The organism is Vibrio sp. E14 (assembly GCF_020515785.1).
Lineage (GTDB): Bacteria > Pseudomonadota > Gammaproteobacteria > Enterobacterales > Vibrionaceae > Vibrio > Vibrio diabolicus.
Genome location: NZ_JAHPJI010000001.1, coordinates 569362 through 594838, shown reverse-complemented (window position 1 = coordinate 594838; position 25477 = coordinate 569362). Strand labels below are relative to the sequence as shown.

Sequence of the window (25477 nt, the reverse complement as noted above, 5' to 3'; positions counted from 1 at the left end):
AGATCTATGTCACACATACACGATACTATTGTTGCGTTGCAACACAGTAGCCCGGCTCAAAAAGAGTTTTACCAAGCCGTAGAAGAAGTATTAACTTCTCTCGCTCCAGTCATAGAAAGCAATAATAAATATAAAGAACAAGCGATTATCCAAAGAATCGTAGAACCAGAACGTCAAATCATGTTTCGAGTTCCTTGGGTCGATGACGCAGGGAATGTGCAAGTAAACAAAGGCTACCGCGTCGAGTTTAACTCCGCGTTAGGTCCATACAAAGGCGGACTGAGGTTCCATCATTCAGTGAACGCGAGCATCATAAAGTTCCTCGGCTTTGAACAGATTTTTAAAAACGCGCTTACTGGCCTTCCAATTGGTGGCGGAAAAGGCGGTTCAAATTTCGATCCTAAAGGAAAATCTGACGGTGAAATCATGCGATTTTGCCAATCATTTATGAACGAGTTATACCGCCACATTGGTCCTGTTACCGATGTTCCTGCTGGCGATATCGGCGTCGGTGCGCGTGAAATTGGTTATATGTTTGGTCAATATAAGCGATTGACGGGCCGCTACGAAGGGGTACTTACAGGCAAGAGCCTTCTTTGGGGGGGCTCACTTGTTAGGAAAGAAGCAACGGGATATGGAACCGTATATTTTGCGGAATGCATGCTCAATGACCGTAATGATTCACTCAAAGGCAAAACTTGCCTCGTTTCTGGCGCAGGTAACGTCGCTATCTATGCAATTGAAAAGCTATACCACATGGGAGCAACCCCAGTAACATGCAGCGATTCTAGAGGCACGATCTATCATGAGCACGGTATTGACCTGCAGCTCCTCAAGCAACTTAAAGAAGTGAAAAGAGCAAGTTTAGAAGAGTATTTAGACACTTACCCTGAAGCAGAGTATACGCCGTTGGGTGACTATCCTAATGAAGGGCATGCTGTATGGCGATATCAAGCTGACGCCGCATTCCCTTGCGCGACCCAAAATGAACTAACGTCAAACGATGCTCTTGCTCTTATCGATAATGGGTGTGTTTTGATTAGTGAAGGCGCAAACATGCCAACCACTCGTGATGCGGCCAATATCATCGTGGATTCCGAAATGGCTTATGGGCCAGCGAAAGCAGCCAATGCAGGCGGCGTTGCAACCAGTCAGCTTGAAATGGCACAAAATGCCAGCATGCAAAACTGGACCTTTGAGCAAGTCGATAGCCAGTTACAGACCATCATGAAAAACATCTTTATTAATGCAAACGAAACCAGTCGAGAGTTTGGTCAACCTGGTAATTTAGTTTTAGGCGCAAACATTGCCGGCTTTAGAAGAGTCGCTGATGCGATGATCGAGCAAGGCATCGTTTAGTTCACAATAGCCAGCAGCCTGACTGCTGGCTTAACACTATTCGGCGATACACTGCGCTTTGACAAAGAGCTTCATTTAATCTGCAATAAGCGTCGTCACTTCAGTTTTAACCGAATTGGCGATAAAACAATTCTCATGAGCCATGTGGTGCATTTTTTCTAATTGAGATCGTGTCGGTTGATTATCACCAGCAAATGTTATCTTAGGGTTTAGTGTTACCTTAGACACCCATTCTTTTCCATTTTCACCTTTTTTCAGCTCCCCTACTGCTTCATCTAGGTAGCGATCCACAACGTAACGTCGTTTCGCCGCAATAGAAAGAAAAACAAGCATGTGACAACTGGAAAGTGCCGCAACAAATGCTTCTTCCGGATCAACGTTTTCTTCTACAGATAATGGCAACGGCACTACGTGTGGAGATGGTGACGCAGGGACTTGCAACCCGCCATCAAACTTCCAAATGTGCGCCCGACTATACTGGTTATCACTGAATACTTCGTCAGCTTCGCGATGCCATTCGATTAAAGCGGAATGCTTACTCATTCTAACTCCCTGATTTTCTCATTGACGAATCAACACATCCATTCACGTCATAGTAAACCATAACGAAACAAGGTAAGGAACGTATGAACTCAGAGAGGTTACAAAATTTGTTGAGGATCGACGTTTTTTTTCTGTATGTCATCCAGAAGTCGATTAGCCTGATGGATGTTAACTTGTAATCGGTTGATTAGCATCTGTAACCGCTCAATTTCAGGAGTTTGCTTCGCTTTGAGCGTGTTTTCTAGCGCCTCCGTTTGTCCAGCTAAAATCGGCAAACCAAGGTTCAATGCCATACCTTTTGTTTTATGCAACGTATCTTCTAGAGACGCGAAATCTTCAGCCATAAAATAATCAATAAGTTCATCAACCGATGATTCAAAATCGACAATAATACTTTTTAGTAGCTCATCTATCGCTTCCGGCGCTTCTTGCAAAGAAATGAGCATCTCTGAACTGGATAACTCTTCTTCTGTCAGCCGTAACTTCTCTATTGGCTCGCGCTGCAACTGGAGAACGTTGTTGTCATTCGTTAATGGTAAATTCTCTTTTGGTTCGAGCCTCGCAGCAAACTGTTTAAGAGCGTCCGAAAAGCTCTCTTGCTGTAGCGGTTTTGTAAGCACATGATCCGCTCCGGCTTCAATAAAGCTATCATGCGCCTCACGAAATACATCTGCCGTATACGCAAAGAGTAATGTTTTGATACCTAACTCTTGTCGAATCACACGCGTCGCTTCAACACCATTCATCTCAGGCATGTGATTGTCCATCAGAATCAGGTCATATTCGTTATCTCTCGCCTTTTTAACCGCCACCAATCCGTTTTCAGCAACATCCACTTCATGTCCCAACTTTTCGCAAAACCCTTTCGCCACAATGGCGTTCACTCGGTTATCTTCAGCAAGCAATATCTGCAAATTGTGTGTTTTCTTGCGCGTTTTTGGTGGCTCTTGTGCCTTTGGAAGTTCGCATTCAACCCAAGGAATGGGCAGTTCGACGATGAATTGACTTCCGACGCCCTCCACACTTTTCAATGTAATCTTGCCATCCATCAAGCCAGTTAATTTTTTAACTATTGCCAAACCAAGCCCTGTGCCTCCAAATTTTCGGGTAGTTGAAGAATCGGCTTGCTCAAACGAATTGAAAACATGTTCTTGCTTGTCTAGCGCAATACCAATACCAGTATCGCTCACAATCATCACCAAGCACTGATTTACCTTATCAAGTTCCGTTCTGATTAACACATGCCCTTCACTGGTAAACTTCACCGCGTTGCCAGCAAGATTAAACAAAATCTGTCGTAAACGTGCGCAGTCTCCGGTAAATTCAATGTATTCAGGCACTTCATTTTCCACGATCAATTCGATATTTTTTTCATCGATGAGCGGTTTTATTGCGCTACACACAGGAGAAATGACTTGGTCTAAATTGAACTTAGCCTGCTCAAATTCCAGTTTGTTTTCTTCAACTTTGGAGAAATCCAAAATATCGTTGAGAATCGTCATCAAGTGTTGGCCAGAATCAAGAATGACTTTCACGTACTCTTTAGTCGTCGGCTCTTTGGTTTCCTCTGCAATCATTTGAGAAAGACCTAATACACCATTCATCGGCGTTCTTAATTCGTGACTCATTGCGGCGAGAAAACTTGATTTGGCTTTTGCCGCTCGCTCGGCTTTATTTCGCGCCTCCTCGATTTCGAGGTTCAATTGTTTCAAGTTGTACATTCGATATTGCGATTGATACAAGAATGCACTGACTAACAACATCACGGCAATAAAAACAAACAACCAAGTAAAACGCGCTTCACTTTGGGCAATATTGAGCAGCCGATGCTCCGCATCCTCGATAAAAACAAAGTATCCATGATCAAGCAGTTCATTCGTGAGTAGTTCTATCCTTTTATCGCTCGCTTGAAGCCGATCTAAGAAATTGGCTTCACTTTCACTCTCAACTACGTTTTGTGTCAAAAGCAGTTGGTTGAGAAACTCAAAATAGTGATGCCCACTCAACGTCTTTCCGGTATCTGTAGAAACATCTTGCTGATATAAGTTGAATAGCATTAATAACGCGTATTGATTCTCCACCTGTACGCCAATCAACATATCAAGCTTCAGAGTTGTATCAAGAACACGGTTTTTGAATAGGTTGAGCGTATCCTCAACTTTTTTATGATTGGGCGTCACAGGGAACCAAACTGACTCCCTTGATGAATTTAGCAATTCCTCGGCTGCGACTTCTATATCTACTAAAGATGTCGTCAGTTCATAATTCTTCCTATCTTCAACCGCATATCGATTCACGATAACATCGCGCTCTTCAATCAACTTGTGCCCAATATCCGTCAACTCCGTGTGGAATTCTTGTGCACTTTTTGAATTCACATGTGACATGTACGCCAATACACAACACGTCAGCATGACAATAAAAAAGCAGATATTAACCAGTTTGAATTTACTCATTTTCCAACACCTCTAAAATCACGGGTCTGGGTGCTGTTAAAGACTGTAAGAACGCTTCAATATCAGCGACACTTTCATCGCTCATCGTAATTCCGAGCTGCGTTTTCGCCATAATCTGTATCGCCTCAGATAACTGGTCAACTCGTCCGTTATGAAAATAAGGGCTTGTTAGGGCGACATTACGTAAACTGGCGACTCTAAAATAGAATTGTTCTTCACTTTCCGTCGTAATCAGGTGCCGTCCCGAATCCTCTACTACTGGCTTATCTTTAAAATAGGCGAACCTTTGTATCATCGCTCCACCAATATTTTTGCCCTGATGACACTGTACGCAACCTGAAGACTGAAATGTTTTCCATCCCCTAATTTGCTGCTCACTGAGGACATGAGTGTAACCCAGTAAGTAGGCATCGAATGGTGCACCTGGAGTTTGGAGCCCTTCGACAAACTCCACAATGGCAGACTTAATATTGTTAATATTAATCGGTAGCTCACCATCACGACTAAATAGCGCTTGATAACGTTCGTTTCCTTTCACGTACTGCTCGATTGTTTGCCAGTTTGAGTCCATTTCTATTGGATTGTGGATTGGCCCATCAATCTGAGCCATCAAAGTGTTTTCGGTACCATCCCATAAAAAACGATAATTTAACGCTGCATTAAACACTGTGATGGAGTTTCGAGTTCCATCACCTTTCACTCCTGTAGAGACGGGGGTATTTTCAGCGCCATTGGTTTGCAAGTTGTGGCACGTCGCACAACTGACTCTACCGTTTGAAGATAGCTGAGGATCACGAAAGAGATGCCAGCCAATTCTCGCCAGCTTAATATCTACGACAGGGTCACCTTCTATCGGCTGAACTAACGAAATATCACCTAGCACCTTAGCATTTCTTGCGATTGTTGCTTGGCTCAAAATGAGTGCCACAACAACTAATGTGACTATGCTGAATTGCCTCATCAACTGCATACCTTACACTTGCCATTAGTATGAAGTTAGTTGCATTTTTAGGTTTTTTCCATTAATGGAAAACGGTTACCAGAACTGCACGCGGAGGGACTTTTATTTAAAGCTCAGATAAGGAGCAAATGACGAAGGCGAGTAACGAAGAATTGACTCGCTTCGTGGAGTTATGTGTGCATATTGAATTCTAGATTTAGCTTATAGAAGCCAACAACCTTTGAACCCAAGTAATCTCACCATAAGAGATGAGATCGAAGATAGTAAAGAAAATGGCACAGATAATGGCCAGTTTGACCAAGCGTTGAACAATAAACATCATAATTACCCATCATTTTTTCGCAGTTTACTATTACAAAAGAAGTTTAGATACAGAAGAAAAGCACTAGTTACACTAATAGACTGTTTTATAAAAAGATTTACACCTTTACTAGCTGAACGATTAAACCGTAATTTGAATGCGCGGTACGTTATTGAGCATTTTAATTGCAAACACGAAAATCTAGCAATTAAAGCAAACGTTTCACTTACCATATCAGCTCAGCAAATCCTTCATTTTATCTCTATAATTTGAATCTATATCAACAATTTCTGTTAGAACATGTCGTACACTTTCAGTGAATTAACATCTATAACTATTTTTTAATGAAAACACTTCGCTTGTTTAACTTGAATCTTCGCTATAAAACCGCCCTATACTTTTCATTAGGACTGCTGGGCATGGTCATCAGCTTCCTTTTTATTAGCCGTTATTTTTTCCTGTATAGCTTAGATGAGCTCGAAGACATGGAAATTAACCATGCGAATCAGCAAGCACTCGCTGTCATCGACATGATGGTGAGCCAGCAAGAAAGCGCCTCATACGACTGGGCGTACTGGGACGAAACGTACGATCTGTTTGTTGATCGTGATATTGCGAAATATACCGAGCGAAACCTTTACACAGAGAGCATTGATGCGTTAAACCTCGATATGATGGCGTTTATCACGACTAATGGGCAAACCCTGCTCTCCTTAACTCGTGAGGATAACCCCGACACTTCTTCAGAACTCACCGCTAAAATGGCGAATCAACCTACTCTTCAAGATTACATCAAGTCCATGAATCACAAGCTTGATATCCATAGAGAGAGCATCTCAGGGTTGTTTAAAATCAACGATACTATTTGGGGTCTTAGCCTCAGCCCAGTTAGAAATAGTGAAGGCGACCGCCCTTCTAACGGATGGATGCTTTGGGGAAGAAACCTATCTTTGCGCTTTCCTGGAGACTTTAAATCCATTTTAACTGCGGAAAACTCATTAGAGACGCAGATGGTAAGTGGATCAGACAGTAGTGAGATGCGGGATATAGAGAAGACCTCGCGGTCAATAACAAAATGGGCCTCACTCTCTGATTTATCTGGTGAACCGATCGCATGGCTAAAAACGAAAACACAGCGAGAGCATTATGCGAAAGGTAATACGCTATTTATGTACCTGTTTGCAACGGTTGGCGTTGTGGCATCAATCATCGCTGCGGGTACCTACATCACGTTTAAAAATAAGGTCGCCACTCGCTTTAATCATTTTGCTGAGGGAATAAGCGAAATCGCCTCTCAATACCAACTTGAAGGGTTGCACTCTGTAAAAGTAGACGAATTAGAGTTAGCGACAAAACTGGTACAAAAGCTCTCTGAAAATACATCGTTAACCCAACTGCAATTGAAAGACTCGATGGAAAAGTTTGGTGCTCTGTACCATAGCTCCTCACTGGGCATGCTAATTGTTATCGATCGTAAAATTGTCGATGTAAACCAACGAGCGTTAGATCTGTTGAGCTACAGCAAATCGCAATTGATAGATCGTCCTCTAGACACCTTGTGCCCATCGGAGGACGATGAATGTCGAGTTGACGCAATGTTCAGAGAGCTGAAAAACGGTAAAACACAATTCGAAGCGCAAGTGCTCGATAACAATACCGAAGAAATCGACTGTTTGATAGAAGCCACGCTTATTCAACATCATGGTCAAAGTGCGCTGATGTTGTTGCTTCAAGATATGAGAGAGACAAAACAGCAAGCAGAAATGATCCAAAAACTCACCGACTTTGATCCGGTATCCGGTTTCTGTAATCGTCCTGTCATTCTCAATGCACTGCACGAGCTCGTAGAGACACGGCCAAACCATTTTTCGTTTGTGTACATTAACAGTAAGACTCTCAAGCAAATTGCAGGGGTATACGGTCACCTCATTTTTGATGAAGTGATTCAATACATCGCATCCGCAATACGCGAGCAATTAGGGGCATTCCAAATAGGCCGAATTAGTGAGCATGAATTTATCGTTTTGATTCCAGATATCGAGCACCACCAAAAAGCGATAGATGCTACCAATAGATTACTGAATCATTTGTCACATAAGGTCCAGCTCTCTGGGATCATGATGTCATTAGACAGTAAAGCGGTGATGATGGATCTAAACATTACTCACCAGTCTGTCGAGCATTTACTGCTTGCAGCACGTTTCTCATCACAATCCGCTAAGGGTCGTCACTATCACGAAGTATTAGTCATTGATGAAGAACTATCAGAGCAAGCGGAAACGTCTATGGTGATCAATCGCGATTTAGAAAATGCCATTAGACAAGATGCGATTAAACCGTTTTTCCAGCCTATCGTGGATGCTAAAACCACTGAAGTCATTAGCTTCGAAGCACTTGCTCGTTGGCAACATCCAACATTAGGGATGATTTCACCAGAAGTATTTATTCCGATGGCAGAACAAGGAAAACTTATCGTCGAATTGGGAGAGTCCATTCTCAAACAATCGTGCGAATTTATCAGTCGGCTCAATGGAGTTCGTCATGCGCAAGGTCTGTCGATGTTAAGCGTGCATGTGAACTTAAGCGCGCAACACTTTTATCATTCAGGACTGATGCCCTACCTAAAAAAAGTGATGGCTCAATACAACCTCTCTGCGGGTCAGCTTGTGCTTGAAATTACCGAAAGTATGTTGATGGGCGGAGAAATAGAATCAATCCAAAGCATTCAAGACATCAAGCGACTTGGTGTTGGACTCGCTTTGGATGATTTTGGTACTGGATACGCATCATTCAGTAGTGTATGTAATTTTCCATTGGATATTGTGAAGCTGGATAAATCTTATATCGACGAGATTGAAACCAATGACAGAGCGAAAACACTGGTAAGAAACATTGCCAACATGTCTCAAGAATTAGGCTTAACGATTGTCGCCGAAGGTGTTGAAACCGCGAGCCAAGTACGCAAGCTTAAAGTTTGGAATATTGATGAGTTGCAAGGGTTTTACTTTCACAAACCGATGCCTGCCGAGCAAGCACTCGTTCAATTTTCTCGCCACATAAACAGTTAGGCTCTCTCCTCTAAAACACATTAGGAAGGCAAAGTGATTACCGTCACTTTGCCTTTTTTTGAACCTCTTCACACCAGACGCCCCACGATTAGTGACGACCGATATTCATATCAAGGCCCGTAGCCTCAGATGTGCCATGATAAATGCTGATATGACTAATTCGAGTGATCAATTACTTATTTGCACTAGTATTACTGCGTATATACTTGAATTAGGTTTTCAAAAAGTCCCTGTGACCGCACAAGGAGGACTGCATGAAACGACTATGGATATGGGTCTTACCTTTACTATTGTTTGCTAGTCAAGCACTGGCCAATACTGTCTGGATTGTTCCCGTCAAAGGCGCTATAGGTCCTGCTACCAGCGACTATTTGTCTCGTGAGATAGAAGAAGCGCAACTCAACGGTGTCAGTTTAGTGATCTTAGAGATGGACACTCCTGGCGGCTTAGACAGCGCAATGAGAGATATTATTCACGCGATTACCACCTCCTCCACTCCAATTGCGACTTGGGTTGGCCCGTCAGGATCTAGAGCGGCTAGCGCAGGGACATATATTTTACTCGCCAGCCACGTTGCTGCCATGGCTGAAGCCACCAACCTTGGCGCGGCAACGCCCGTCGCGTTAGGTGGTGCCCCTCAGCCCCCTTCATCGGATGATGGCAAAGATCAAAACGCGGAAGAAACGTCAGAAGGAACCAACGAAAGTTCAGAGAAAGTTCCTGCGAAAACCGCGATGGAGAAAAAGGTGATTAATGATGCTAGAGCCTATATTAAAGGCTTAGCAAAGCTTCATGGCCGAAATGCAGAGTGGGCAGAGAAAGCAGTAAGTGAAGCAGCGAGTTTGGACGCCACAGAGGCATTAGAATTAAACGTTATTGATTATATAGCCAACTCACCAGAGGATTTAGTCAAAGCCATTGATGGACAAACTGTTAAAGTTAATAATCGCGATGTGACATTGTCACTGGAAAATCCCGTATGGATTGAAAGAACACCCGATTGGCGAGCAGAAATGCTAGCCGTTATCACAAACCCAAACGTCGCCTACATCCTGATGCTCATTGGCATCTACGGTTTGCTTCTTGAGTTTTACAACCCGGGCATTGGCTTACCCGGCGTGTTGGGTGGTATTTGTTTGCTCCTCGCCATGTACGCATTACAAATGATGCCTGTGAACTACGCTGGGCTTGGTCTGCTGTTACTCGGAATTGCACTGATGATCGCGGAAGCATTCAGTCCGAGCTTTGGCATTTTGGGCTTAGGTGGTGTTGTCGCCTTTGTGCTCGGTTCCATATTCCTCATGGACAGTGAGTTGCCAGGATTTCAGATCGCCCTTCCTTTAATTTTCGGTATTTCTATCTTTTCTGTCGCGCTGATCGTGTTGACGGTCGGCCTGCTGCTCAAAATACGCCGACGACGTGTGACAACAGGTTTAGAAACTTACCCTGGGAAAATCGCTGTCGTGAGCGATGACTTTATCGATGGCGAAGGGCGCGTTCAACTTGACGGTGCGCTATGGAGAGCCAAAACCAAAGACTATCAACAACTCAAACAAGGTGATCATGTCACCATTGTGAATGTGAAAGGGCTGACCTTAACCGTGATGCCTGATGACCGCCAAAATAAATAGGAGGCGCTTTATGATGCTCTATACTGTTGCGGTGATCGTGGTGCTGTTGTTCGCACTTGCGACCCAAATGTTTAAGGTTTTGAGAGAGTATGAACGTGGGGTTGTATTCTTTCTTGGTCGCTTTCAAGAAGTAAAAGGCCCTGGCTTAATCATTCTTATCCCATTTATCCAACAAATGGTACGGGTGGATTTACGTACTGTCGTTTTGGATGTGCCGACACAAGACTTGATAACCAAAGATAACGTGTCTGTGCGCGTCAATGCGGTTGTTTATTTTCGCGTAGTCGATCCTCAAATGGCAATTAACAACATCGAAAGTTACAGCGATGCCACCAGCCAGTTAGCGCAAACCACGCTGCGATCAGTATTAGGTCAACATGAACTGGATGAATTACTATCAGAGCGCGAGCGTCTCAATAAGGATTTACAATCCATCCTCGATCAACAGACTGATGACTGGGGCATCAAGATTGCCACGGTTGAAGTCAAACATGTTGATTTAAATGACAGCATGGTCAGAGCGCTAGCGCGTCAGGCCGAAGCAGAACGGAACCGTCGTGCGAAAATAATTCACGCTACCGGTGAGTTAGAAGCTTCTAATAAATTAAAAGAGGCAGCTCAAATGCTCAACAAAGCGCCGAATGCGCTGCAATTGCGTTACATGCAGACACTCACGGAAATCACGACAGACAAAACATCGACTATTATCTTCCCTATGCCGATCAACCTTGTCGAAGCCGTCAGTGATATCGCCGAAGCGGTAAAAAAGAATAAAGAGACACAAGACAAATAAAAGCCATACTCAAGGAAGTAAGCTGTTTACACGTTACTTCCTTGCTTTAACTTGCTTGTTTTCGAAGAGCATTTAGTTTCTCTTTTAGTGTTTGGAGCACTCCCGCTTCATTACCGACAAACCTGTGTTAAAACAAGTCCTCCACGCTGTTTCGACATCATCGTCGTATTCAAAATCACACTCTTGAACTGTTTCGATAAGGCTTTCAAACCAAACATCAATATCCTGTGGTTCAATGCCAATATCGGAACTCGCATGCTTCTTACCATATTTTTCCACCATCTTGTGCGCCTCGTTAGAGGTATCGGCCATCATAAAAAACACGATAGATCCTCTAAGCATTCGCACCTGTTGGTGCATGTCGACACCATCAAACTTTTGTCTGAAGCTTGTACTTTTTGACCATAAATTCTTGTAAAACAAGTCGAAAAAGCCTTGGTTCGCGATACAACGTTCATAACTATCGTTGAAAACTTGAATCACGTTCATGTTGCTCTCCATCACCCTCTTAATATGAGTGTAATTTAATAATCATCAAAAGCATCTAAATGACGATGCCTAACCCTATGAAGCACGCCAATTTTCAATAAAAAGTAAAAAGTGATTCAAATAAACGCCCTCTTATCAATGAAAAAATATCCCGTATTATAAATCCATATTCGAGGTACGCATGGTTGTCGATGCTAAGCGCATCCTCATTTGTCACAAAAATAAAAAGGATACAAACGTGTCTCATCAAATCATTACTGATCTAAACAGCCGCTACACTGCTAAAAAATACGACGAAACTAAACGCGTTTCTCAAGAAGATATGGCAATCATCAAAGAAGCACTCCGTCTTTCAGCGTCTTCGATTAACTCGCAACCGTGGAAATTCATCGTGATTGAAAGTGATGAAGCCAAGCAACGTTTCCACGATACATTTGCAAATATGCACCAATTTAACCAGCCACACGCGAAAGCCGCGTCACATACGATTCTGTTTGCGTACGATCCAAACTTCACCAAAGAGAAGTTCGCGAAACGTGTGGATGCCGAAGTAACATCTGGTCACCTACCGGCGGAAATGTACAACAACTTTATGGGCGCCTACGCTTTTGCCGATGCAAATACGGACGAAAATGGCTTCAACGGAAACTGGACAAAAGCGCAAGTCTATTTGGCACTAGGCAACCTACTACACACATTGGCTCGTCTGGGTATTGACTCAACGCCGATGGAAGGTGTAGATCCAACACTGATTGGAGAAGTATTCAAAGAAGAATTAGAAGGCCATGTCTGTGAAGTTGCACTGGCGATTGGCTATCACAAAGACGGGGAAGATTATAATCATGGTCTACCAAAAGCTCGCCTTGCGATGGATGATGTAATTACGACTCTATAATCGACCGTTTCCTTAGCTTAACTACTTAACTCATTGTTTAAACCAAAAAGAGCCGCACTAATATGCGGCTCTTTTTTAGCTTGGCTTCAACTCTACTCTAACTTTATGCCACTTGCTCGGACTTAAAGTTACCAAGCAATGCATCGTAAAGCTCGTTGTCGCTTAACACACCAACTAACTGATTGTCCTCCACCATAAGCAGAGGCTGATTGCTGCGCTGCTTAAGCTCAATCGCTTCTCGCATACTGATTTCCGGGCTAACCTGAACCAGAGAATTTTCGTTTACCTCATCAAGGTTCGAAGAATCGCTCTTCCATTGAACCAACGACTTATCTGTACCCGCTAAGCTTAAGCCTTTGCTCTCTTGGGTCACCCAAATATCTTTGTCAGGGCAAATCAGAACACGCTCATCTTCACGAACTAAGTCGTCACGCATCAAAGAGCGTCCCTTAAGTACGTTCAATGGATTAGTGTGGGCTACAAAGTCAGCCACATAATCGTTTTCTGGAGCAAGAATGATCTGCTCGGGCTTGCCGTGTTGAATCAGTTTTCCTGATTCCATAATGGCGATGTTATTACCGATTTTTAGCGCTTCATCCAAGTCGTGGCTCACAAAAAGAATAGTTTTGTTTAGCTTTTCTTGAAGCAGAATCAATTCATCTTGAAGCTGAGCACGAATCAATGGGTCAAGCGCTGAAAACGGCTCATCCATTAACAAGATATCTGTGTCCATCGCGAACGCTCGCGCTAGGCCAACACGCTGCTGCATACCACCAGAAAGCTCGTGTGGGAATTTCGTTTCCCACTCAGACAAACCGACCATTTCGAGCTGTTCACGCGCTTTTTTACGGCGCTCTGCTTTGCCAATGCCTTGCATTTCTAGACCAAACGCAACGTTATCCAATACCGTTAGCCATGGCATCAATGCAAACTTCTGAAACACCATGGATACGCGGTGAGTACGAAGGTGGCGCAGCCTCTGTTCGTCACAGTTAGAGAGCTCAACCATGTCGTCGCCGTCTTTAATTTTCAGAGAGCCACGAGAAATTTCGTTCAACCCGTTAACTGTTCGCAGCAAACTTGATTTACCCGAGCCTGAAAGCCCCATCAAAACACAGATCTCACCCTGTTTCACGTTCAGCGAAACATTATCAACCCCAACCACTTGGCCAGTTTCGTCGATGATTTCTTGTCGAGACTTGCCTTGGTCTAGTAGTGCTAACGCTTGTGACTGCTGCTGACCAAAAACCACATCAAGATTTTGAATAGTAATAGCGTCCATGATTAAGCCTCCTTCTGGTTTGGTGCTTTACACAAGCGGTCAAGAATGATGGCGACGAGTACAATCGCTAAACCCGCTTCAAAACCTTGCGAGATGTTTACGGTATTCAGTGCACGTACGACTGGCTTACCAAGTCCATCAGCACCAACAAGTGCCGCAATGACCACCATAGAGAGAGACAACATAATACATTGCGTAACACCGGCCATAATACTTGGTAATGCCGCAGGTAACTCTACCTTAAACAGCAGCTTCATGCGGCTTGCACCAAATGCTTTGCCCGCTTCAAGTAGCTCCTCCGGCACTTTAATAATACCGAGGTACGTCAATCGAATTGGCGCAGCGATAGCGAAAATGATGGTCGAAATTAGGCCAGGGACAATACCTAAGCCAAACAGAACCAAGGTTGGAATTAGGTAAACGAATGTCGGTACGGTCTGCATCAAATCGAGGATTGGTCGCAACAAGGTGTATAACCAAGGACGGTGTGCCGCCATAATGCCCAACGGCACGCCAATTAATACGGAAATCGTTGTCGCTGCAAACACAAGGACAAAGGTTTCCAGCATTTCTTGCCAGTAACCAAGGTTGAGAATTGCGAGCAAGGCCAACACGATGAATACAACAAGCGGAATGCTGCGGTGTAAGAACCAAGCAATTGCCGCCGTCATAATGATTGGCGCTGCAGGTGGCATCCATTTAAAAATGTCCACCACGAAAAGAATGATCGTTTCAAGTGTAATAGAGATTGCATCGAAGAAACCCGATGCATTGATGGTTAACCAATCGACGCCAGTTTCCATCCATTGGCCCAACGGTAGTTTGTTGTCCGTAATAAAATTCAAAATAAAACCTTTGTGTTAATGAAGCGGGCATGACTGCCCACTTTCTTTTTCAAAAAAACGCGCTTAAAAACTGCTTAATTAAGCGTTAGTTTTTAAATAGTTTGTAATTGCTGTTACTGCGTCTTGACCATCCACCGTCTTAACGCCTTCTAGCCACGCTTCAATTTGTTCTTGGTTTGCGTTCAACCATGCTTGCGCTGCTTTCGACGGTTTCTGCTTCTGGTTGAGAATCGCTTCCATCAATTCGTTTTCCATTTCTAGGTTGAATTCTAGGTTTTTCACTAGCTGACCTACATTTGGACACTCAGCAAGGTAGTTTTTACGTACGTTTGTGTAGACATTCGCGCCGCCGTAGTTAGGGCCGAAGAAGTCGTCACCACCCGCTAGGTATTCCATTTCAACGTTGCTGTTCATTGGGTGCGGGGCCCAACCTAGGTACACAATCCATTGGTTGCGGCGCGCAGCACGTGATACTTGAGACACCATGCCAGCTTCACTGGATTCGACTAGGCTGAAGTCTTTTAGGCCGAATGCGTTGCTATCAATCATTGACTGAATTAAGCGGTTACCATCGTTACCTGGTTCAATGCCGTAAATGCGGTCTTTAAATTTGTCGGCATGTTTTACTAGATCAGCGAAGTTGGTCACGCCTGCGTCATAAACGTATTTTGGAACCGCGAGTGTGTATTTTGCGCCGACGAGGTTCGCTCGTACGGTTTCAACGGTACCTGCATCACGGTATTTCGCGATGTCACCTTCCATTGTTGGCATCCAGTTACCTAGGAAAATGTCGATATCGCCATTGGCCATAGAGGAGTAAGTTACAGGCACTGACAGAAGATCGGTCTTCGTTTTGTACCCCAACCCTTTTAGCAGCTCAGATGTCACGGCGGTGGTCGCCGTAATGTCGGTCCAACCTACATCTGCAAAACGTACCGTTTCACATTGGTTGGCATAAGCGCCTGTTGCTAAAGTACTTAGTGCGATTGTTGAGAAGATTTTTGTCATCTTAGACATATTGAATTCCTTGTAATGATTACTGACTTTTTTCGTTTTTATGAGATCGAATCGAGATCTCTTTTTGGCGGATGCATTCGTTGCATCTCTTGCCAGTTCGGTGCAATCCAAACTGGTGCGTTGTTCGACGTTTCCAGGACGTTATCCAAAATCATGTCCGCGGCACGTTCTGCCACCATAATAGTTGGCGCATTTAAATTACCGTTCGGAATGGTTGGGAAAATAGAAGAGTCCACCACACGCAAGCCTTGAATACCGCGTACTTGGCATCGCTCATTCAAAACCGCTAATGGGTCATTGTCTGCGCCCATTTTGCAGGTACAAGATGGATGGTAAGCACTCTCGACATTCTTCTTCACCCATTCATCAATTTGTTCATCCGTTGTGATATTCAGACCCGGCTGGATCTCATCACCACGAAACTCATCCATGGCTGGCTGATTGAGGATCTCGCGAGTAAGGCGAATACAATCACGCCAATCCTGCTTATCTTGTTCAGTGGAAATGTAGTTAAACTCAATCTTCGGCTTATCATTCGGATTCGCAGAGACAACTTCGACCGAACCGCGACTTTCGGGCTTGTTAGGTCCAACATGCACTTGGAAACCATGACCGTCAAAAGCAGCTTGTCCGTCATAACGCATTGCCGCTGGCAAAAAGTGATATTGAATATTTGGCCACTTTAGTCCCTCACGAGAACGGATAAACGCACATGATTCAAAGTGGTTAGTAGCCCCAAGGCCTTTGCGAGTTAATATCCACTCAGTGCCAATCAAGCCCTTGCTCACCAAACCTAATTTGCTGTTGAGCGTGATAGGTTGCTTACAGTGATATTGGAAGTACACTTCTAAGTGATCTTGCAGGTTTTTACCTACCCCTTCCAACGGGTGTTTCACTTCAATGCCCGCTTTTTCTAATACTGCCTTAGGGCCAATGCCTGAAAGTTGTAGTAGTTGAACTGAGCCAACCGAACCCGCACTCGAAATCACTTCATGATTCGCAAAACATTGCTGAACTGAACCTGACTTTTCAAATTCAACGCCTACCGCTTTCTTGCCTTCTGCACCTGTTTCCTCTAATAAAACTCGATGAACCGTCACCCTCTTCATTAGGGTGAAGTTTTTGCGTTTTTTTGCACGGCTTAAGTATGCATTAGAGGTTGAAGCGCGTACGCCTTTGTCAACGGTCATATGCATTGGGCCAAAGCCCTCTTGCTGATAACCGTTGTAATCTTTTGTTTCTGGGTAGCCTGCTTCTTTGCCTGCATCAATAAAAGCTTGGTACAGTGGATTGAGCTTCATATCGTTGCCGTTACATGTGCCGACTGGACCATTATCGCCTCGGTATTCATCAGCACCACCAATCCAAGACTCTGCCCTACGGAAATAAGGCAAACACGATTGATAATTCCAGCCTTTCGCGCCTTCCTCTTCCCACTGGTCAAAGTCACAAGCGTGTCCACGAACGTAAACCATGCCGTTGATCGACGAACTACCGCCCAGAACTTTCCCGCGAGGACAATGAAGTTGACGGCCATCCAACCCTTGCTCTTCAACTGTCTCAAACTGCCACGCGTATTTTTCAGTGTTCATCGGGTAAGAAAGCGCCGTTGGCATTTGGATAAAAATACTTTTATCCGACCCACCCGCTTCGAGTAATAGGACCGAATATTGACCACTTTCACTTAAGCGATCCGCTAACACACAGCCGGCCGAACCCGCACCGACGATGATATAATCGTAGTGTTGTTGCATTTTGATTCTCCTAGGAGTTAATACCAATCACAGTAGATAAGTGAACGAAATTAGCGTAGGAAAAATGCTTGAGAACAAGGCGGAAATTTTCGATAAGTAGTTAGCCTACAATCAAAATTGACAACGCAGTTATCGAGCATTTTAACAAGCTAAAGTGGTCAGTTATCTACTACGATTGGTATCATTTGTAAGGGCTTTCGAAGTCGCTTAGCTGAACCAGAACACTCTTCGTTTGCGTGTAATGTTTAAGGGTTTCGACACCGTTTTCACGGCCAACACCTGATTGTTTGTAGCCACCAACTGGCATTTCCGCAGGTGAGTCGCCCCATGTATTCACCCAACAAATACCAGCTTGAATTTGATGAATCACGCGGTGGGCACGAGATAGGTTTTGAGTAAATACGCCTGCAGCCAAGCCATAATCGGTGCCATTTGCACGCGCAATCACTTCCGACTCATCACGGAATTTCAGCACTGACATTACCGGACCAAAGATTTCTTGCTGAACGTGGCTCATGTCATCATCGCAATCGACAAATACGGTTGGAGCAACAAAGTTACCATTGGCTAAGCCATTCTCTGTTACTTTGTAGCCACCAGTCAGTAACGTCGCGCCACTCGCTTTCGCGGCTTCAATCGCTCCTAGTACTTTCGATTCATGATCTTTAGAGATCAGCGCGCCAATTTGCGTGTTCTCATCAAGCGGATCGCCGACAACTAACAATTCAGTTCGAGCTTTAAGTTGTGCGATGAAGTCATCATAAATACCTTCATGAACAAACACGCGTGTACCGTGCGTACAAACTTCACCTTGCGTGTAGAAGTTCGCCACCATGGCCGCAGAAACGGCATCGTTTAACTTTGCATCATCAAAAATAATCAGTGGAGACTTACCACCCAGCTCCATCGTTACTTGTTTTAGTGTCTTAGCGCTGTCACTCATGACGACTTTACCGGTGCCTGATTCGCCCGTGAACGATACTTTTGCGATGTCAGGATGCGCCGTTAGCATCTGCCCTACTCGGTAATCCCCTTGTACGACATTAAATACGCCATCTGGCATGCCCGCTTCTGAATAAATTTCTGCTAGCTTAAGCGCTGTTAATGGTGTTTCTTCTGATGGTTTGAAGATCATAGCGTTGCCCGCAGCCAGTGCTGGCGCCGATTTCCACATCGCAATTTGGATTGGATAATTCCAAGCGCCAATACCTGCGCAAATGCCCAAGGGCTCGCGACGTGTGTAGAAAAACTGGTCTTCGCTGAGTGGCTGCTGCTCACCTTGCAAGCTTGGAGCAAGACCCGCATAGTACTCAAGAACATCGGCACCTGTTGTTATATCAACCGCGATAGCTTCTTGAATTGGCTTACCAGTATCTGCAACTTCTAATGAAGCAAGCTCGTCATTACGCTCACGTAAAATGGCAACGGCTTTGTGTAAAATACGGCTGCGCTCGATCGCAGTCATTGCTGACCATGCAGCAAAACCTTTCTTTGCCGACTCAATCGCCGCTTCGAGATCGTCTTGGTTCGCTTGTTTAATGTTGGCCAATGGCTCACCATTCGCCGGATTGTAAGTGGTGAAGTGCTCATCTGAACACCCGTTGTACATCGCACCATTGATATAGTGTGCTTTCATTTCCATTTTGAAGACCTGTGACTTTTATATTTTTTCAGAATAAAACGTAAGTTGTTTGTCGAGATAGTCGTTGATGATGATTCTCGCTCTTTCTGCATCAATGCCTTGCGGGTTGAGCGTTCCGCGCAGCCAAATACCATCAATAAGTGACGCAATACCATGAGCAACCAGTTCGGCCTGCTCTGCATTTAATAATGCTTTGAGTTCTTTTCTTAGGTGGGACAATAAACGTCGTTCATTGACACGCTGCAAACGCTTAAGCTGCTCGTCATGCATTGAGTACGACCAGAACGCTAGCCAAGTCTTAGCAACTTGGTTTTCTGCCTGATAGCCGACAAAGTTACCGTCAATGATGGCATTAATTCTTTGGTGATGAGCATCACTTGGCAGCTCACGTAACTTCTGTGTGATAGTAGACGAAAGCTGACGCAAGATTTCGCGCATCGTTTCCTCCAGCAATCCGTGCTTACCACCGAAATAGTGGTTGATAATCCCCGTTGATACTCCGGCTTCTTTGCTGATTAACGAAATACTCGCAGCGTGTAAACCGACTCTATCAATCACTGACATTGTCGCTTTCACCAGCTGTGGTTTTCTGATTTCAGGCATCCCCACCTTTGGCATTTTGCGTCCTTGTTATTTTTAATTGAACGGTTAGTTAAATATAAAATGCCTGAAAATTAGTTCGAACTCAAATCATTTTTTAAGAAAAAGGTTATTAACAAAGGAAGGAAAGTTGATGGTGTACGCAAAATTTCTATGCGATAACTTGTCGTAAAAGTCAAAGATGCGTTTAAAAACCCAAATAAAAACACAAATAAACCAATAACTTATTGAAGTGTCAATTTTTAACACACCTTTCAGAGAATTGTTTTTCGTGCCACAAAAATCCACACCAGAAAAATTTTACATCGACCACTAATCATTTCACCTGTATCGGCTTTGTTTGTATAAAAAACAGACATACTCGTGTGTTATAGCTTCGTATACACAAGTGACATTAGTACTTTGAAAATGTGGGAGATAAAACGAGTAGATAATACTGAACGCTATGAGTATGTAATTCGATACTCTTAAGTGATTCTGAAGTAATCAGTAGGAAGGGTAAGTTCAGGCTCACCGTTTGATGAGCCTGCATTCTTGATTTTATTAGGTCAGCTTGCGCCCTTTCACGCAGTTACGTCCATCCGCTTTAGCTTGATAAAGTAATTTATCTGCCTGATCACAGAGTGATTTAAAATTCATCTCACTATCTTCAGTCGTCACAACACCAAAACTACAGGTCACTCTCACTTCTTCATTCTGTTCCGTGACGAACCCATGTAAGGATAAAGCGCTACGTAATCGTTCAGCGGTAATGAGAGAGTCTTCATGATCGGTATTGGGCATCACAACAACAAACTCCTCACCACCAAAGCGTGCAACAATGTCATTTTCACGCACCGTCTCTTCTAGCACTTTGGCAACGCCTGTTAGTACGGCATCACCGAACACATGTCCATAGGTATCATTTACCTGTTTAAAATAATCTACATCGATTAGCGCTAAACTTACCGGCCCCGACTGCGGCTTCTTTGGCACCATTTTCTGTTTATCGAGTTTGCTATCCACCCATTTGTTTAAAGCTAGGTAGCCGTACTTAACTTGCTCGACTTGCTCAGACACAAAATGCTGCACCTTTTCTTGCTTAGATTGAGGCGTCGGCTTTTCTTTGCGTTCACGTTTCGTCTCTACGGGTTTAGTAAACCAATCTTCTAAAAAACGGCGATTGAATAACCCTGTCAACGTATCTGTCTTTGCTAGGCGGCGCATTCTTAAACGTGATCGATTCACAACAAGGAATACCACTGCCATCAAAAAGAGAACACCAATGAGTGCTAGTAGCGCTTCACCCAATAGATAAAAGGTACGACGATTATTTTCCAGTTCCATACGCTGCAACACGTTGTTCCAGTTGAGATCTTCGTTCTCATATTCAAGTCTTTCTAGTTCAAATAGCGTCTGCTGACGTTCAAGATTTTCAAATTCTCTTTGGTTGCTAAATTGGATGAATTTATCGTGATAGTTGCCGTAAGTTTTATACGCTAATTTAAAGTCATTGCTTCCCGCGTAGGCCATGGCAGCCACTTTTAGTAGTTCCATTTGCTGTTGCTTAACATATCGGCTCTCGATAATTTCCGGCAACATAGGCGCGATCATCGCTAGAAGTGTCTCAAACTGCTTCTGTTCTAGCATATATTCGGCTTGCAACAGCTTAAATGTCGCTAAGTAGGCGCTAGAGGTTTCTCTATACTGTAAGTTCTCCGCCAACTTTAAGTGGCGAACCATCTTATTTTCTTGGTTCGTCTCACGGTATAACGCAGCAAGCTCGAGGTTAACTCGAAACCTAAAGCGCCCGTCACCGATGATTTGCGCGAGCTTTAGCGCTCTCTGATACGATACAATCGCCTCTTCGTATTGGAACTGTGCCTTATGAAGCTTTGCTATCGTTAAGACGCTCAGCAGCTCATTGAACGACATGCGTCTATCCCTAAAATAACGGTACGCTTGTTCCAACAATGCTTCTGAACGGTCATAGCCCTGAATTTTGACCAGTACGTCACCAAGCTCTAGCGCCGCCCGTTCGACCAATCCTTGAACGCCAGAGGACTCAGCCGCATCCATTGACGACATAATTGCGGCATAGGATTTTTTAAACTCGCCCTGCTCATCGTAGTAACGTCCTTTTAGCAACAGGATCTCAGACTCGAGCTGCTTATCGCCATTTTCACGCGATGTTTCCAACAAACTATCCAACGAAGAAAGCGCGGTATCGATATCGCTCTTTCCGACCATAGTTCGCATCTGAATCAACTTAAATAAGAGATACTCATGGCTTTGTGGACGCACAAGTTCCAACCCTTTTTGTGCGACGTTTTGGCTCTCTTCCGCGCGCCCAAGTAGCTCTAGAACCGTGGACTTTGCAAGCCAATAACGTACCAGTAGCTCTGTTGGTTGATTTTGTAGTAGAGAGTCTTCTTCTAACGCCTCAATCAAAGCCAAAGAGCTCTGAGGTAATGCGTAAATTTGATTTTCAATGCCTTCTAGCGACTGTAAAAACTTACCTTCTTGTTCAACCTTTTCTGCGGATGCCTGAATAGAAAGACACAGACACCCCAATAGTAGTGGCATCGTCCTAAGCGAATGAAATAGTGACATTATTGCTCTTCCCTAATGGGTAGTTACTTCAGTGTAATAGAGAATTCTGGTTATTTTATTATTAAGGTAGCTGAAGGTTATTCAGCCAGCCTCATATTCCCATGTATTTTGCGCTGAATAATAAATCACCATCTTTAGATGTCGAAATGGTTTTCGGTCACAATATAATCAATAAGAGTGTTTTTCATACCCCAAGAAGAAAAATCTCATCAATGAGACAAAAAATTGTCTTGATTGTGAATTAATGCATTTACATAAAAATTAACACGAGAGAACTTATTCATACCAAAAATACAAAAGAGTTGTAAATGTAATCGGTACAGCAGCCGTTACTAAAACATCCATTAAAAATTATCGATAGAAACAATATAAGAAAGGAGGAAGGAAGCGGACAACCAAGCTCGCTCCCCTTTTTAATATGAGGAGGGGCTACATTCGCATTCCGCCATCGACTTCGAATACTCTTCCAGTCACGAACTCATTGGTTAACACGTATTTGATGGTCGAAGAAATTTCATCAGCAAGACCTAAGCGTCCGACAGGAATCATTTTGACTAAACGCTCCATCGCTTCAGGTTTTATTTGGTCCGTCATGGCAGTCTTGATGACACCCGGAGCAATCGCTACTGAGCGAATTCCGAAACGCCCTAACTCTTTCGCCCACACCGTCGCCATGGTGGCTACCGCCGCTTTAGACGCTGAATAGTTAGTTTGACCAATATTCCCCGCACGCGCGACGCTCGATATGTTGATCAGAACACCTTTGCTATCGGTGTTCAGCATTACCTTGCTCGCTTCGCGGCCACACAGAAAAGTGCCTGTCACATTCACATCCATAACAGACTGAAATTGTTCCAGCGACATCGCGTTAACCTGACCATCTTTAACTTTGATGAACATGCCATCGCGCATAATGCCTGCGTTATTGATCACGCCATTGAGCTGTTTGAAATCCGCTTCAATTTGCGTAAAAGCAGCGCACACTTCTTGTTCTTCCGTCACGTTCGCTACATAAAAACGAGTGGTGACGCCGAAAGATTCACACTCCGCTTTCGTTTCAGCCAGTTGGTCTGAATTGAGGTCGATAAGCGCAAGGTGAACACTGCTTTCCGCTAGCGACAGCGCCATTTGTTTACCAAGCCCCTGCCCGGCCCCCGTGATCGCAATAACCTTATTTGCTAGATCCATAAGCACTCCTTAGGCCTGATTTTGCTTTTGGTAGAACTCAAACAAGCTTGAAAAATCTTTTTGTCCGTTGCCCTGACCGTTGTGAAAATTAAACAGGTTACGAGCCAAGCTGCCCATTGGTGTTGATGTTTGACTGGTAACCGCCGCTTCCATCGCAAGACCGAGATCTTTCGCCATTAACTGACTCATAAAGCCGCCCTGATAACCATTGCTTGCAGGCGTGTTTTCCATCACACCTGGGCACGGGTTGTAAAGCTCTAGCGCCCAGTTACGGCCTGAACTTTGCAGCATGATGTCAGACAGCACTTTGGGATCGAGTCCGTTTTCCATGCCTAAATTGAGTGCTTCACAAGTGCCGCTCATCAAAATGCCCAACATCATGTTATTGCAGATCTTCGCCACCTGACCGGCTCCGGCATCACCTGCATGGAAAATGTTTTTGCCCATGTGGCTAAGCACCACCTTGGCTTGAACAAAGTTCTCTTGTGAGCCGCCAACAATGAAAGTCAACGTACCTGCCGCTGCGCCCGCAACGCCACCAGATACCGGTGCATCAACAAAGCTGATGCCAAGATGCAGCGCCTTTTCGCCAACCAAACGAGCGGTCGCTGGATCGATGGTCGAAGAGTCGATTAGCAGCGTTCCAGAATCTACGCTATCTAAGATCCCGTCTTGACCAAGATAAACACTTTGAACGTGTTGGCTAGCAGGTAGCATGGTGACCACCACGCTCGCACCTTGAACGGCTTGTTTTACCGAATCTGCACTCGACGCACCAAATGCGGTAAGTTCTGCCACAGCGTTTGGATTCAAATCAAACACTTCGACGTTCAAGCCCGCTGTGAGTAGGTTCTTAGCCATAGGCGCACCCATGTTGCCAAGGCCAATAAATGCAATTTTATCCATGTCGTATTTCTTCCTTGTCTAAAGTGCCACAGTGGCAACTGAGGATGCGGTCAGTGGGTATTCTGCTGAGTCAATTGGTGCGAAGAAGCGTTCCAAAACTTGTGGTGTTACGTCAGAAACCGTGCGATGTTGCCAAATCGGTTGATTGGTTTTATCGATAATCAGCGCACGAACCCCTTCTCTAAAATCACCTTCTAAGCCGCAACGTAACGTCAGATTAAATTCCATATCAAAACACACTTTCAAAGAGAGATTTTGATACTGCGTTAACTGCTGATAGGTGATATTGAGCGACAACGGACTACCATAGTTCAATGCTTTTTGCGCATTGACGAACCACTTATCATCAACGTCGGCACTGCTGATTGCGCGAACAATCGAATCTAAATCACCCGAACAAAGCTGCTCAATCAATCCCGCATATGGCATCAACATCCCTTCGCTTGGCTCGTCCACTTGTACCGAACGTAGCGTAGTAGCGATTTTTTCGTTGATGTTCGCTTCATCCTTCCAACTTACCGATGCGAGTAGATCCAACAGAGCTTGTTTGCTTTCTGGCTGTGCAATCCATTGGCTTAATCCCAACGCTTTCATGTCTGTCGCGTTAATTTGGCAAGCCGTCAAACTTAGGAAAAGTGCCAAGTGTTTTGGCAACTGATTTAGGAAGTACGTCGCGCCTACGTCTGGGTAAAGGCCGATTTTAATCTCTGGCATCGCAAAGCGTGTGGTGGTTTCTGCTACGCGATGACTTGCGCCCATAAATAAGCCCACACCGCCGCCCATCAGATAACCATGCCCCCACGCGATGATCGGTTTTGGATAAGTGTGAATAAGATGATCACAGCGATATTCGAGGTCAAAGAAGGTTTCCATCGCTGAAAACGCAGAATCAAAGTCTTGCTCTTTGTTTTCAAGTGCACGGTAAATCGCTTGAATGTCACCACCAGCACAAAACGCTTTTTCACCCTTGGCATGCAAAAAGACCCCGACGATACTGTCGTCCATTTGCCATTCATTAAGCTGTTTGTACAACTGCTCAATCATCACGTAACTCAGCGCGTTAAGGGCGGCTGGATTATCAAGCTCCAACACACCAATGACAGAGCCATCAGCGCACTCAAGTTTTGAAACATTTACTGTACCTGTCATTTGGCC

At 44.3% G+C, this 25477-nt stretch carries 19 protein-coding genes; 5 read left to right on the top strand and 14 right to left on the bottom strand.

From position 1 onward, the window contains the following. Positions 1 to 6: 6 nt before the first annotated feature. Entirely contained in the window at positions 7 to 1359 is a 1353-nt protein-coding gene (gene gdhA, locus LIX84_RS02545; protein ID WP_039437518.1) for an NADP-specific glutamate dehydrogenase, read from the top strand. Between the two features lie 75 nt (positions 1360 to 1434). On the opposite strand, the gene LIX84_RS02540 is transcribed toward gdhA, so the two are convergent. The 3 genes from LIX84_RS02540 to LIX84_RS02530 all read right to left on the bottom strand — a co-directional run bounded on the left by LIX84_RS02540 (position 1435) and on the right by LIX84_RS02530 (position 5319). Beyond that, positions 1435 to 1902, bottom strand: coding sequence for an OsmC family protein (locus LIX84_RS02540; RefSeq protein ID WP_005392541.1), 468 nt, complete (start codon positions 1900 to 1902; stop codon positions 1435 to 1437). 98 nt (positions 1903 to 2000) lie between these two features. Further along, on the bottom strand, positions 2001 to 4358 hold the full coding sequence (locus tag LIX84_RS02535; RefSeq protein ID WP_226420539.1) for an ATP-binding protein: 2358 nt from the start codon (positions 4356 to 4358) through the stop codon (positions 2001 to 2003). Then, entirely contained in the window at positions 4351 to 5319 is a 969-nt protein-coding gene (locus LIX84_RS02530; RefSeq protein ID WP_226420538.1) for a cytochrome-c peroxidase, read from the bottom strand. Before LIX84_RS02530 ends, LIX84_RS02535 begins: the two co-directional genes overlap by 8 nt. Positions 5320 to 5964: 645 nt before the next feature. On the opposite strand from LIX84_RS02530, the gene LIX84_RS02525 reads away from it, so the two are divergent. From LIX84_RS02525 to LIX84_RS02515, 3 genes are all read left to right on the top strand, one after another. Next, positions 5965 to 8688, top strand: a complete 2724-nt coding sequence (locus LIX84_RS02525) for an EAL domain-containing protein (RefSeq protein WP_226420537.1) — start codon at positions 5965 to 5967, stop codon at positions 8686 to 8688. A gap of 254 nt (positions 8689 to 8942) precedes the next feature. Continuing rightward, positions 8943 to 10319 (top strand): NfeD family protein, encoded by a 1377-nt coding sequence (locus tag LIX84_RS02520; RefSeq protein WP_104972459.1) that lies wholly within the window; start codon positions 8943 to 8945, stop codon positions 10317 to 10319. Positions 10320 to 10329: 10 nt separating this feature from the next. Next, the gene (locus LIX84_RS02515; RefSeq protein WP_104972458.1) at positions 10330 to 11112 is read left to right on the top strand and encodes a slipin family protein; all 783 of its coding nucleotides are present in this window, start codon (positions 10330 to 10332) and stop codon (positions 11110 to 11112) included. Between the two features lie 84 nt (positions 11113 to 11196). Here the strand turns inward: LIX84_RS02515 and LIX84_RS02510 are convergent, their stop codons facing one another. Next, positions 11197 to 11601 (bottom strand): globin, encoded by a 405-nt coding sequence (locus LIX84_RS02510; RefSeq protein ID WP_226420536.1) that lies wholly within the window; start codon positions 11599 to 11601, stop codon positions 11197 to 11199. A gap of 238 nt (positions 11602 to 11839) precedes the next feature. Between LIX84_RS02510 and LIX84_RS02505 the strand changes: the two genes are divergently transcribed. Continuing rightward, positions 11840 to 12496: an NAD(P)H-dependent oxidoreductase gene (locus LIX84_RS02505; protein ID WP_031780265.1), complete on the top strand. Its 657-nt coding sequence runs from the start codon at positions 11840 to 11842 to the stop codon at positions 12494 to 12496. A 103-nt stretch (positions 12497 to 12599) separates the two neighbouring features. Here the strand turns inward: LIX84_RS02505 and choV are convergent, their stop codons facing one another. From choV to LIX84_RS02455, 10 genes are all read right to left on the bottom strand, one after another. Further along, positions 12600 to 13778 (bottom strand): choline ABC transporter ATP-binding protein, encoded by a 1179-nt coding sequence (choV, locus tag LIX84_RS02500; protein WP_226420535.1) that lies wholly within the window; start codon positions 13776 to 13778, stop codon positions 12600 to 12602. A gap of 2 nt (positions 13779 to 13780) precedes the next feature. Further along, positions 13781 to 14623 (bottom strand): choline ABC transporter permease subunit, encoded by an 843-nt coding sequence (choW, locus tag LIX84_RS02495; protein ID WP_005392552.1) that lies wholly within the window; start codon positions 14621 to 14623, stop codon positions 13781 to 13783. Positions 14624 to 14701: 78 nt separating this feature from the next. After that, a complete protein-coding gene (locus tag LIX84_RS02490; protein ID WP_005392553.1) occupies positions 14702 to 15640 on the bottom strand; it encodes a choline ABC transporter substrate-binding protein in 939 nt (312 codons plus the stop codon). A 38-nt stretch (positions 15641 to 15678) separates the two neighbouring features. Next, positions 15679 to 17394 (bottom strand): choline dehydrogenase, encoded by a 1716-nt coding sequence (betA, locus tag LIX84_RS02485; RefSeq protein WP_226420534.1) that lies wholly within the window; start codon positions 17392 to 17394, stop codon positions 15679 to 15681. 181 nt (positions 17395 to 17575) lie between these two features. Then, the gene (gene betB, locus LIX84_RS02480) at positions 17576 to 19036 is read right to left on the bottom strand and encodes a betaine-aldehyde dehydrogenase (protein WP_012842338.1); all 1461 of its coding nucleotides are present in this window, start codon (positions 19034 to 19036) and stop codon (positions 17576 to 17578) included. Positions 19037 to 19054: 18 nt separating this feature from the next. Next, positions 19055 to 19654, bottom strand: a complete 600-nt coding sequence (gene betI / locus LIX84_RS02475; RefSeq protein ID WP_005392557.1) for a transcriptional regulator BetI — start codon at positions 19652 to 19654, stop codon at positions 19055 to 19057. Between the two features lie 525 nt (positions 19655 to 20179). After that, entirely contained in the window at positions 20180 to 22201 is a 2022-nt protein-coding gene (locus tag LIX84_RS02470; RefSeq protein ID WP_443083696.1) for a diguanylate cyclase, read from the bottom strand. Positions 22202 to 22657: 456 nt separating this feature from the next. Continuing rightward, complete coding sequence (locus tag LIX84_RS02465; protein ID WP_226420532.1) at positions 22658 to 23416, bottom strand: SDR family oxidoreductase; 759 nt, start codon at positions 23414 to 23416, stop codon at positions 22658 to 22660. 9 nt (positions 23417 to 23425) lie between these two features. Then, entirely contained in the window at positions 23426 to 24322 is an 897-nt protein-coding gene (mmsB, locus tag LIX84_RS02460) for a 3-hydroxyisobutyrate dehydrogenase (RefSeq protein ID WP_226420531.1), read from the bottom strand. An 18-nt stretch (positions 24323 to 24340) separates the two neighbouring features. Beyond that, positions 24341 to 25471: an enoyl-CoA hydratase/isomerase family protein gene (locus tag LIX84_RS02455; RefSeq protein ID WP_226420530.1), complete on the bottom strand. Its 1131-nt coding sequence runs from the start codon at positions 25469 to 25471 to the stop codon at positions 24341 to 24343. Between the last annotated feature and the right edge of the window lie 6 nt (positions 25472 to 25477).

Bases quoted from the DNA above. Each gene is read 5' to 3' on its own strand.
- LIX84_RS02535 (WP_226420539.1), bottom strand. From the start codon at position 4,358: ATGAGTAAATTCAAACTGGTTAATATCTGCTTTTTTATTGTCATGCTG.
- LIX84_RS02525 (WP_226420537.1), top strand. From the start codon at position 5,965: ATGAAAACACTTCGCTTGTTTAACTTGAATCTTCGCTATAAAACCGCC.
- LIX84_RS02470 (WP_443083696.1), bottom strand. From the start codon at position 22,201: ATGCCACTACTATTGGGGTGTCTGTGTCTTTCTATTCAGGCATCCGCA.
- mmsB (WP_226420531.1), bottom strand. From the start codon at position 24,322: ATGGATAAAATTGCATTTATTGGCCTTGGCAACATGGGTGCGCCTATG.
- LIX84_RS02490 (WP_005392553.1), bottom strand. From the start codon at position 15,640: ATGTCTAAGATGACAAAAATCTTCTCAACAATCGCACTAAGTACTTTA.
- betB (WP_012842338.1), bottom strand. From the start codon at position 19,036: ATGGAAATGAAAGCACACTATATCAATGGTGCGATGTACAACGGGTGT.
- LIX84_RS02465 (WP_226420532.1), bottom strand. From the start codon at position 23,416: ATGGATCTAGCAAATAAGGTTATTGCGATCACGGGGGCCGGGCAGGGG.
- betI (WP_005392557.1), bottom strand. From the start codon at position 19,654: ATGCCAAAGGTGGGGATGCCTGAAATCAGAAAACCACAGCTGGTGAAA.
- LIX84_RS02515 (WP_104972458.1), top strand. From the start codon at position 10,330: ATGATGCTCTATACTGTTGCGGTGATCGTGGTGCTGTTGTTCGCACTT.
- betA (WP_226420534.1), bottom strand. From the start codon at position 17,394: ATGCAACAACACTACGATTATATCATCGTCGGTGCGGGTTCGGCCGGC.
- LIX84_RS02530 (WP_226420538.1), bottom strand. From the start codon at position 5,319: ATGAGGCAATTCAGCATAGTCACATTAGTTGTTGTGGCACTCATTTTG.
- LIX84_RS02510 (WP_226420536.1), bottom strand. From the start codon at position 11,601: ATGAACGTGATTCAAGTTTTCAACGATAGTTATGAACGTTGTATCGCG.
- gdhA (WP_039437518.1), top strand. From the start codon at position 7: ATGTCACACATACACGATACTATTGTTGCGTTGCAACACAGTAGCCCG.
- LIX84_RS02520 (WP_104972459.1), top strand. From the start codon at position 8,943: ATGAAACGACTATGGATATGGGTCTTACCTTTACTATTGTTTGCTAGT.
- LIX84_RS02455 (WP_226420530.1), bottom strand. From the start codon at position 25,471: ATGACAGGTACAGTAAATGTTTCAAAACTTGAGTGCGCTGATGGCTCT.
- choV (WP_226420535.1), bottom strand. From the start codon at position 13,778: ATGGACGCTATTACTATTCAAAATCTTGATGTGGTTTTTGGTCAGCAG.
- LIX84_RS02540 (WP_005392541.1), bottom strand. From the start codon at position 1,902: ATGAGTAAGCATTCCGCTTTAATCGAATGGCATCGCGAAGCTGACGAA.